The following is a 10414-nucleotide window of genomic DNA, read 5'->3' as shown; positions in this document are numbered from 1 at the left end:
GGTTTATTGTTGATGCTCTTCTAAGGTAACTTGGAGAAGTTATTCAATGAATAATCTAGTTTGGTGGCGATGGCGAAGGGGAACCACGCGTTCCCATACCGAACACGACCGTTAAGCCCTTCAGCGCCGATGGTACTTGGACCGCAGGGTCCTGGGAGAGTAGGACGTCGCCAAGCACGAATGACCTATCGCATGTATGCGATAGGTTTTTTGTTTTTTTATTGTATAAAGAAAAGCCTTATACGCTCTGAGTGAGCACGTAAGGCTTTTGATTTAACGAGTGTAATATGAGGCTTCTCTAAACTGAAGGCGCAGTACGCCATCCTTGGGCTCTTTACGAAAGGAAAAGGATAATAAGAGACGTGGTATGATCAGCCATAGATGCCAGCTAATCATACTAATCATTAACGAATCTTTAATCCAAGGGTACAGCAAGCCAATTGCACATAAGCCAATCCAAAATAAATGCCGATGCACTCTCCGAAAGAGAGTGAGTTTAATATCATTTGCAGGCTTGAATCCAATCCATGGTGGATTAATACGCCAAATCCATTTCCTGTCTGCTGCTTCATCTACACGAATAAAGGTTAATAATAAGATAACAATATGGACGATTTGTACAACTGCAAACCCGAAGAGCCATGAGAAAAGTCCATCCATTTTGTACATGAGCATCTGAACGGCGAGGAATATTGCTGCGATAAGTAAATAACTCTGAATGAGCTCAGTTCGAATGATTTTGCGTTTCTTAAGCTGATATTGATAAATAGTAGCATTTTTTTGATCAGATAATGGTTGGCGCATGAACGTACGTCCTTCCCAAATAAACATAAACCCTCGTTAACTATATCGGTATTTGGATGGGATCTGTCCATAGTTTTGGTGAAACATTTTTCAGAATGCTGTCACCATTAGCCTAAAGGCCGCATAAGCTATATAAATATTTGAAATGCGCTATGAAACAAGTATAAAAAGATAGAGTATGTGTCATAATAATAGCTATATAGGAATGCATAAGAAAGTGGGGATTGCTATGAATGGTAATCGCGTGCACAATTGTATTATTTGCGGTCAACTAAAGGCTGAAGGTGAAGGAATTCGTATTGTTTCAGAATTTATATGTGATACCTGTGAAACCGAAATGGTTCAAACGGATGTAAAAGATGATAAATACCCCTTTTTTATTCATCAAATGAAGCAAATATTTCTTGAGAAGAATGCTTGAGCAGTTTCTGAATACAGATGCTGCTCTTTTTTTGCGTCTAAATTGGGTTACAATAGTACTTAGTTGGCAAAAGAGTTGAAATGAATTTATAAGAGAGGAATGTCTTATTAAGATGAAGCCTTTTCATGCACCGTTATTTAAAGCTCTTATTCATCATTCTAAATCTGATCCGTTAGGCTTTCATGTTCCTGGTCATCATTATGGGAAAGCCATACAATCGTTTGAACATATCACGGACAGCCCATCTGATCCAAACCTGTGGTTTTCAGCTATTATGCAGCTTGATGTAACGGAATTATCTACAACAGATGATTTACATCATCCTGAAGCTTCTATTAAAGAAGCACAACAGCTTGCAGCACAATGCTTTGGGTCAGAGGAGACTTATTTTCTTGTAGGCGGTAGTACATCTGGAAACATAGCGATGATACTGACCGTTTGTGAACCTGGTGATCTAATTATAGTTCAGAGGAACGTACATAAATCGATTATAAACGGTATGAAGCTCGCAGGGGCTGCTGCAGTCTTCTTAACGCCTCAAGTAGAGAGTGATACTGGTCTTGCAACCGTACCTTCCTTGCTGCAGGTAGAAGAAGCACTACAGTTGTATCCAGAGGCGAAGGCTATATTCTTATCTAATCCAAATTATTATGGCAGAGGCGTTCACTTAAAAGTCTATGCAGATCTCGCGCATCGGTATGGAAAACCGTTAATTGTTGATGAAGCGCATGGCGCGCATTATGGCTTTCATGAAAGCCTGCCACAGTCAGCTCTTGCAGCGGGAGCGGATGCTGTCATCCAATCCGTACATAAAACTTTACCTGCTTTAACAATGGGCGCGATGCTTCACATTCAAGGAAATAGAATACAACGGGAAATTGTCAGTCAGTCTCTAGCGATGATTCAAAGCTCAAGTCCGTCCTTTCCCATTCTTGCTTCAATAGATATTTCCCGAGCAATGATTGATTCATTAGGGGGAGAGTTGTTTGAACAAAGTTTAATTTCGGCTAATTCATTCCGCAGATGGATGAAGGATGATTCAACGTTCATACAGGCAGCCCAGATAAAAACAAATACGGAAGACCCAGCGGTTGATTGGAGTGATCCTTTACGAGTAATTTTGTACGATAGCAGTGGTTTATTAACTGGATTTGAGCTGCAGCGTCGTCTTGAAGAGTATGGCTGCTTTGCGGAAATGGCAGATACAAGCTTTGTTGTGCTTATTTTCGGTATTCAAACATCAGAAGAAGAAGTGAAAAAACTTCAACAAGTCATTGTCAAAATCAACAACACACTCTCTGCTAAAGCTTTGCATTCACATCTATCAGGACTATCTAAGCAAGTGCAACAATCTCTTTCTCATGTGACATTAGCAACTTCACTGCCAGAACCTGTTTTATTTGCACGTGAGAGGTTTAAGAATAAGAAGAGTGTACGAGTTCCTATCATAGAAGCAGTACATCAAATGGCCGCTGAAATGGTAACGCCCTACCCCCCGGGTATTAGTATTTTGTATCCAGGGGAGATTATATCAGCAGCTGTCCTAAAACAAATCCAACAGCTTTCAGCGGTAGGGGCAAAGTTTCAAGGAGCTCTGGATCCAACATTATCAACCATTGCTGTATATAAGGAATAGTGAAGTTTAGCGAAGTTGGTTCTATGATCCTATAAATGTTCATTGTAGAAGGAGATAGGCTTTGTTATAGTATAATTAACTTACATGTTAGGAGAAGCCTTATATTGAAAAAGGGTATTTTCATCACAATAGAAGGCGGCGAAGGCGCGGGCAAATCGACACTGATCGAGCAGTTGTCGAATATAATGCTCCATAGGGGGAAATCGGTCATAACGACGAGAGAACCTGGAGGAATTCCAATCGCCGAACAAATTCGCACTGTTATTTTAGACAGAAGCCACACAGATATGGACGCAAGAACCGAAGCATTACTATATGCTGCTGCTCGAAGACAGCATTTGGTGGAAAAGGTTTTACCCGCACTAGAGCAAGGCAAATTCGTTATTTGTGACCGATTCGTCGACAGCAGCTTGGCTTATCAAGGCTATGCAAGAGGACTGGGAATAGAAGAAGTATGGGATATCAATYGGTTTGCTATTCAGAATGTTATGCCTGAGCTTACTATTTATATGGATGTATCTCCTGAAGTGGGGCTTACTCGCATTGCACAGGCAACAGATAGAGAAATAAATCGTTTGGATCTAGAACAACATTCTTTCCATGAGCTTGTACGAGAAGGTTATATGCAGCTGTTAAGGCAGCATCCCGATCGAATAGTACTAATAAATGCAGAGCAAAGTCCGGAAATGGTATTTGATGACGTTTTAGCTCTGATTGACAGTCGATTTGCAGGATTTTTTGCAACCGATGTCAAATTGTAATGCTAATAGTAATCAGGGGGGAATGAAGATGAAATTAGTAATTGCGATTATCCAGGATAAGGACAGTAACCGATTGTCGAATGCACTAGTACGTGGTGGTTTTAGAGCGACAAAGCTTGCAAGTACGGGAGGATTTCTACGCGCGGGCAATACGACTTTTATGATCGGTATTGAGGACGAGCGTGTTCATGAGGTGCTTCAAGTCATTAATGCCAACTGCAAAGTACGCGATCAATTAGTTACACCAGTATCCCCAATGGGTGGATCATCAGATTCTTACATCCCCTTTCCTGTTGAGGTACAGGTTGGTGGCGCTGCTGTATTCGTTGTTCCAGTCGAACGTTTTGAACATTTCTGAATGGGCGTGATATACGGTGAAAATTGACCAGAGTTTTCGTCCGTTAGGACAAAATCGCGCTAATAATGACTCGGGAACGAAGTCGATTCAGCCAAGAAATTTTGCAGATGTTATGGTACAGCAAGATGCCAATCGGACGCAAGAGCAGCTGCAGCAGAAGATGCAGGATATTCAGCTACAAGGTGATCGATTAGCCAAAATAATGACAGTTCGCGAGTTGAAATTATATCGGCAGATGGTTAAGAAGTTTTTGGAGGATACGATCAGAAGAGGCGTCGTTCTAAAGGAAGTTAGAGGCTTTGATCGTAGAGGACGTACGAAAAGATATAAGCTGCTGGATGAGATAGACGCTACACTTATTTTGATGGCTGAAGATTTACTGGACAGCGAACAGGGTAGAATAGACTTGTTAGCTAAGATAGGCGAGATACGCGGCCTTCTTATCAATTTGCTATTTTAAAAATAAGAAAGCCGTTAATATATGAATGCAAGCAAGGAAAGGTTTTGAACGGTTATGAGCCTTGAACAAGTATCCGGACAATGGAAAGCAGAGCGTATTCTAAAGAATGCTCTGCGGAACGGCAAAATTTCACATGCCTATTTATTTCACGGGCCATCAGGAACAGGAAGAATGGAGATGGCACGTGAATTTGCTAAAGCACTATTTTGTGTAAAAGGTGGAGTGGAGGCATGTGGTGAATGCCTGGAATGCCGAAAGTTCGAGAATGGCAATCAGATGGATTTAACTACAGTAGCTCCAGACGGCCAATCTATTAAGATTGATCAGATTCGTGAGCTGCAGCGTGATTTCTCCTATCGCAATAGCGGTACTAATCGTAAAATATATATGATTGAGCAAGCTGACAAGATGACCATACAAGCTGCTAACAGCTTGCTCAAATTTCTGGAAGAACCAGTATCGCCAGTGGTTGCAATACTGATCACTGATAATAGCCAAGCTGTCTTGCCTACAATTCGTTCACGTACACAATGGGTTCCTTTTTTACCAATGTCACCTGAACATATGCTGCAAACGCTTGTGGCAGAAGGCGCTCCTGCTTTATTAGCTCGTGTAGCTGTTCAATTATCAGCAGGTTTAGGCGGCGCTAGACAATTTCTCCAACAGAATCAGTTTGCAGAAATCCGAAACCTAGTGATACAATTAGGTAAGGAGAGTTTGACCCGATTCACCGCGGCGATAATCACTGCTGGGCAACAGTTATTTAAAACAGATTTAGTTGAACATACACAATTGCTGTTGTCATTATTAGTTATATGGTTTAAAGATTTGATACAGTTCCAGGCCGGAAGGTTGGACAACATCGTTTTTATAGATCAGTTGGATTGGATAGGCAAGCACGCCTTTAATCGATCATTCGCAGGCTGGGTGTCCTGCATAGAGCATACGCTTGAGGCAAGTAAACGAATACGTGCAAACGTGACGCCACAGCTTGCATTCGAGCAACTTATGGTAAACTTACAGGAGGGCTAATCCTTGTATAATGTGGTCGGTGTTCGCTTTAAGAAAGCGGGCAAGATTTATTACTTTGACCCTGTCGAGCATCCCGTGAACAAGGACGAACATGTCATTGTAGAAACTGCACGGGGGATCGAATATGGTAAAGTAGTGGTGGGACAAAAGCAAGTTGGTGAATCGGATGTCGTCCTTCCTCTTAAGAAAGTGATCCGCATTGCAAGTGATGTAGATGCTACGGTTGTCGAAGAGAACCGGGCAGCGGCAAAAAATGCATTTGGCACTTGTCTTGAAAAGATTAAAGGTCATCAGCTTCGAATGAAGCTTGTAGACGTGGAATTTACGTTTGACCGCAATAAAATAATTTTTTATTTTACTGCGGAAGGCAGAGTCGATTTCCGTGAGCTAGTTAAGGATTTAGCAAGCGTATTCCGTACTAGAATTGAACTTCGTCAAATAGGCGTTCGCGATGAAGCGAAGATGCTTGGCGGAATCGGTCCATGTGGTCGAGTATTATGCTGTTCGTCTTGGCTAGGTGATTTTGAACCAGTATCTATTAAGATGGCCAAGGATCAGAACTTATCGCTAAATCCTACGAAAATATCCGGATTATGCGGTCGACTCATGTGTTGCTTGAAGTATGAGCATGACAATTACGAAAGCATTAGAGAAGAACTTCCGGCAATCGGTAAGTTCGTTGTTACCTCTTATGGAGAAGGCAAGGTTACTGGTATTAATACATCTACAAAAAGCGTGTATGTACAATTATTTGATACACCAGGTAAACCGAAAGAACTGTCTATGGACGATGTAGTTATTAAGTAGATAGCGTTCGATTCTCACGGGTGAGGTAACACTCACGCTTGAAGCTCTGGGGTGGGAACTTGGAGAAGAAAGATATATTCATTCAAATGGATGAGCTGGATAAACGCGTCGGTGAATTTCATGCCGAGTTTACAGCTATGAAGCAGAAGATAAAAGAGCTGCTTGAAGATAATAAGCGTTTAAGTGAAGAAAACAACCAGCTGCGTCAGGTATTTAAGAGAGAAACTGACCTCCAGCGGGAAGCAATTCTTGCACCTGCTGAAGGTGAACAAGCCACGAAGGGTCATAAGAGACAAGCTCTTAGCGAGGACGCGTTTGCAGAAGCGGGCATTGCAATAGGAGAAGGTCATGACAATTTAACGYGGTTGTACCACGAGGGATTCCACATATGCAACGTATATTACGGGCATTTGCGGACGGAGGGTGACTGTTTATTCTGTTTATCCTTTCTAAATAAATAGTGGAATCCATTTTAACCGCCGTCCTTGCCGCAAAGGGCGGTATTTTTTTTCTGTATATAGGGATTTATAAGCTTTTGCTTATAAATGAGATATTTTTTAACGAACACCTTAACGATAAAAGGAGCGGCAGAAACGTGTCGGAACAAATAAGCTTAGCTGCAAATGAACGACTTGATGATTTAATGACGGATAATGGCTTGAAAATTATACAAAGTAGAGAAGTATTCAGTTTTTCATTGGATGCAGTATTGTTATCTAGATTCGCAAGCATCCCTAAGCATGGACGGATTGCTGATTTATGTACAGGAAACGGTGTAATTCCAATGCTTCTATCTACAAGGACTAATGCACACATTGATGCGGTAGAAATCCAGCCAAGATTGGCTGATATGGCAAGAAGAAGTGTTGCGCTAAATCAGTTAGGTGAACAAATTACAATAATTGAACAAGATTTAAGACTTTATCCTAAGCAAGCAGGAAATGGTGTTTATGATGCAATTACGGTAAATCCACCATACATGCCTGTAACAGCCGGTGAACAGAATGAAAACGAGCATTACGCGATAGCACGGCATGAAATTCACTGTACGTTAGAGGACGTAGCAGAGGCTTGTACAAAGCTTGTGCGTCCAGGTGGAAAAGTATCTATGGTTCATCGGCCATCTAGGCTGCTTGATATTGTAGAAACGATGAGAAAATGGCGTCTAGAGCCCAAACGGATACAATTTGTTCATCCAAATTCAAATGCGGAAGCGAACATGGTACTTATAGAAGCAATGCGGGATGGAAAGCCTGATATTAAATTGCTACCGCCAATTATGGTGTATGAAAAAGGAGTGCAGATCGTTTGAATAGACAGAAGAGCTTCTCAGACACGGCTAATGGCTCAGCAGGTTGTCTATATTTAGTGGCAACACCCATTGGTAACCTGGAGGATATGACCTTTCGCGCGATACGTACCTTGAAGGAGGTTGATCTGATCGCTGCGGAAGACACAAGGCAGACTCGCAAGCTTCTCACTCATTTTGAAATTGGTACCCGTATTGTTAGCTATCATGAGCATAATAAGCGAGCAAGCGGGCCTGAGCTAATTCGGTTGCTGCTTGAAGGCCAATCGATAGCTCTAGTCAGTGATGCAGGCTTGCCAGCTATATCTGATCCAGGAGCCGATTTAGTTAGAGACGCAGTAGAACATGATATTGCCGTTATTCCTCTTCCAGGAGCAAATGCCGCACTATCAGCACTTATTATGTCAGGTTTGCCGACAGAACGTTTTTTATTTACTGGTTTTCCTCCTCGCGAGCGTAAAACTTTAATAAAGTGGCTTCAGGAAATAAGCTCACAGAAAGGTACGTTGGTTTTTTATGAATCGCCGCATCGTGTTTGTAAAACACTCGACGTAATATTGGAATGCTTGGGAGATCGCCGCATTGCATTAGTGAGAGAAATTACGAAGAAGCATGAAGAAGCAATCCGAGGAAGTGTAACGGAATGTATAGAATGGTTTGCTGAGCATCCTCCTTTAGGAGAATTTTGCATCGTTATTGATGGTGCTCATGAATCAGAGAAAAATGGACAAGCGCAAGGCGATGCCTGGTGGTCTGAGTTAGATATTTTTGCTCACGTCGCTCATTACGAACAGCAGTATGATCGTAAGGAAGCGATTAAGAAGGCTGCAGTAGATCGAGGGTTACCAAAGCGCGATGTATATAATGAAGTGAACAGATAGAGTATGCTATTTCCGAAAAAAAAAGACCTTCCTGGCCGGGTTCTAGCGCAGGAAGGCTTCAAGGAATATAAAAAGGTTAGAATTAACAAGTAGATAAGTTCATTATAACTTATTTTTTTTATTTTGTCACAGGTGCAGGCATCTCAGAGAGACAAACATGACAAATAATTTTTCCTTTGAAATAAGATACGCTCTCTGCGTTACCACAGAAGATACATGCAGGCTCGTATTTCTTCAACATAATACGCTCACCATCTACATAAATCTCAAGTGCGTCCTTCTCGCCAATTCCAAGTGTGCGACGCAACTCGATCGGAATAACTACACGTCCTAGTTCATCAACCTTACGAACAATACCAGTAGATTTCATCATAATCTAGCAGTTCTCCTTCCAAAATATATTCGTCATAGTTCGACATAGTTTGTGCATTTATGAATACTATAATACCAACGATTACCAAAATAGTCAACATAAATATCGCTACTAACAGGGTTAGCTTAACAATTTGACTAGCTGTAAAGGGCATATTACTATGTATTACAATACAACAGCTTTGATATTTTGGAAACTAATTTACGACACTATTCGACATATTAAACGCTTTTTGTGTCGAAAGTATGAACAAAGGAGATGAGATGATGATGAAGGAGCAGCTAACGGAGGAGAAGGTATTTAAGGATCCCGTTCATAATTATATTTATGTACAAGACCAAACGATTTGGGAATTAATTAATACGAAAGAATTTCAAAGATTACGTAGAATTCGTCAATTAGGCACCTCTTATTTGACCTTTCATGGAGCGGAGCATAGTCGATTTTCACATTCTCTTGGGGTATATGAAATAACACGAAAAATCATTTCCCAATTTGAACGAAATGACTATCCAGACTGGCCAGAAGAGGAACGACTAGTATCGTTATGTGCGGCTCTCTTGCACGATGTCGGTCATGGTCCGTTTTCACACTCATTAGAGGAAGTATTTGATACGGATCATGAGCAATGGACGTGCAATATATTATTAGAAGATACGGAAATAAATCGCGTACTGCGTTCTGTTTCCGATGACTTTCCTCAGAAGGTTTCTTCGGTTATTCAGAAGACTTATCCTAAGCCGATTGTAGTTAGTCTGATTTCTAGCCAAATGGATGCGGATCGTATGGATTATTTGCTACGAGATGCCTATTTTACTGGTGTAAACTATGGGACATTTGATTTAGAAAGAATTTTGCGTGTATTGCGCCCTCATAAAGGACAAATTGTAGTGAAGGAAAGCGGTATGCATGCAGTGGAGCATTATTTAATGTCACGCTACCAGATGTATTGGCAGATTTATTTCCACCCAGTTACTAGAAGTTCTGAGATTATATTACGGCAAATATTCAAGAGGGCTCAAGAGCTCTATGCAAGTGACTATGTCTTCGAGTGGATGCCTAATTCATTGAAGTGTTTACTGAACAATACAATGACCGTTCATGATTATTTAAAGCTTGATGAAGCTCTTGTTCAAGCCGTTTTTACGCAGTGGACGGAAGAAGCCGATCCCATTCTGAGTGACTTGTGCGATCGTTTCATGAATCGCAAATTATACAAATATATTACGATTGAAAACCCGGATGAAGAATTATTAAATGAAATAAGTAATGGCTTCCTTTCTATAGGATTACATCCTGACTATCATATGATGATTGATTTCCCATTTGACCTGCCATATGACGTTTATCGACCAGATAAAAAAGAGGGAGAAAAGGAAGGAAAAGCGCCGATTTTGTTGTTAGATAATCAAGGAGAAATCAGTGAAATATCTGCTAAATCCGACATCGTTCGTTCTATTACTGGACTGCATCAAGGGCAATATCATTTGTACTACCCTGAGGAGCCGTTGAAGCAATCTGCGCATTTATTAAACAACTCGCTAAAAAAACTATTTAAACTCGATTAAAGGA

Annotated in this window: 13 protein-coding genes and 1 rRNA gene; 12 read left to right on the top strand and 2 right to left on the bottom strand. The window is 41.0% G+C overall.

Translation table 11 applies throughout. From position 1 onward, the window contains the following. Positions 1-59 precede the first annotated feature (59 nt). Positions 60-176, top strand: a 5S ribosomal RNA gene (rrf, locus tag AC1DWN_RS01715). A 97-nt stretch (positions 177-273) separates the two neighbouring features. Here the strand turns inward: rrf and AC1DWN_RS01710 are convergent. Continuing rightward, a complete protein-coding gene (locus tag AC1DWN_RS01710) occupies positions 274-804 on the bottom strand; it encodes a transposase (RefSeq protein WP_477557214.1) in 531 nt (176 codons plus the stop codon). Positions 805-1033: 229 nt separating this feature from the next. Between AC1DWN_RS01710 and AC1DWN_RS01705 the strand changes: the two genes are divergently transcribed. The 10 genes from AC1DWN_RS01705 to rsmI all read left to right on the top strand — a co-directional run bounded on the left by AC1DWN_RS01705 (position 1034) and on the right by rsmI (position 8469). Next, positions 1034-1225 (top strand): sigma factor G inhibitor Gin, encoded by a 192-nt coding sequence (locus tag AC1DWN_RS01705; RefSeq protein WP_477557213.1) that lies wholly within the window; start codon positions 1034-1036, stop codon positions 1223-1225. A 112-nt stretch (positions 1226-1337) separates the two neighbouring features. Continuing rightward, positions 1338-2861: an aminotransferase class I/II-fold pyridoxal phosphate-dependent enzyme gene (locus AC1DWN_RS01700; RefSeq protein WP_477557212.1), complete on the top strand. Its 1524-nt coding sequence runs from the start codon at positions 1338-1340 to the stop codon at positions 2859-2861. A 104-nt stretch (positions 2862-2965) separates the two neighbouring features. Then, positions 2966-3622, top strand: coding sequence for a dTMP kinase (gene tmk / locus AC1DWN_RS01695; protein WP_477557211.1), 657 nt, complete (start codon positions 2966-2968; stop codon positions 3620-3622). A 28-nt stretch (positions 3623-3650) separates the two neighbouring features. After that, on the top strand, positions 3651-3980 hold the full coding sequence (locus tag AC1DWN_RS01690; protein WP_477557210.1) for a cyclic-di-AMP receptor: 330 nt from the start codon (positions 3651-3653) through the stop codon (positions 3978-3980). 16 nt (positions 3981-3996) lie between these two features. Then, positions 3997-4440, top strand: a complete 444-nt coding sequence (locus tag AC1DWN_RS01685; RefSeq protein ID WP_477557209.1) for a YaaR family protein — start codon at positions 3997-3999, stop codon at positions 4438-4440. 54 nt (positions 4441-4494) lie between these two features. After that, positions 4495-5472, top strand: coding sequence for a DNA polymerase III subunit delta' (holB, locus tag AC1DWN_RS01680; RefSeq protein WP_477557208.1), 978 nt, complete (start codon positions 4495-4497; stop codon positions 5470-5472). 3 nt (positions 5473-5475) lie between these two features. Further along, positions 5476-6279 carry a PSP1 domain-containing protein gene (locus AC1DWN_RS01675; protein WP_477557207.1) on the top strand — a complete coding sequence of 268 codons (804 nt, stop codon included), beginning with the start codon at positions 5476-5478 and terminating at the stop codon, positions 6277-6279. Between the two features lie 59 nt (positions 6280-6338). Further along, on the top strand, positions 6339-6740 hold the full coding sequence (locus AC1DWN_RS01670; RefSeq protein ID WP_477557206.1) for an initiation-control protein YabA: 402 nt from the start codon (positions 6339-6341) through the stop codon (positions 6738-6740). Positions 6741-6922: 182 nt separating this feature from the next. Next, positions 6923-7591, top strand: a complete 669-nt coding sequence (locus AC1DWN_RS01665; RefSeq protein ID WP_477557221.1) for a tRNA1(Val) (adenine(37)-N6)-methyltransferase — start codon at positions 6923-6925, stop codon at positions 7589-7591. Next, complete coding sequence (gene rsmI / locus AC1DWN_RS01660; RefSeq protein ID WP_477557205.1) at positions 7588-8469, top strand: 16S rRNA (cytidine(1402)-2'-O)-methyltransferase; 882 nt, start codon at positions 7588-7590, stop codon at positions 8467-8469. The genes AC1DWN_RS01665 and rsmI overlap by 4 nt, the downstream gene beginning before the upstream one ends. A gap of 118 nt (positions 8470-8587) precedes the next feature. On the opposite strand, the gene AC1DWN_RS01655 is transcribed toward rsmI, so the two are convergent. Continuing rightward, entirely contained in the window at positions 8588-8842 is a 255-nt protein-coding gene (locus AC1DWN_RS01655; RefSeq protein WP_477557204.1) for an AbrB/MazE/SpoVT family DNA-binding domain-containing protein, read from the bottom strand. Between the two features lie 269 nt (positions 8843-9111). Between AC1DWN_RS01655 and AC1DWN_RS01650 the strand changes: the two genes are divergently transcribed. Next, entirely contained in the window at positions 9112-10410 is a 1299-nt protein-coding gene (locus AC1DWN_RS01650; protein ID WP_477557220.1) for an HD domain-containing protein, read from the top strand. Positions 10411-10414 lie beyond the last annotated feature (4 nt).

The sequence above is a fragment of the Paenibacillus sp. P4_A7 genome, from assembly GCF_056402455.1.
The sequence above is the reverse complement of the archived record's forward strand: the minus strand, read 5'-3'. Positions and strand labels throughout refer to the sequence as shown.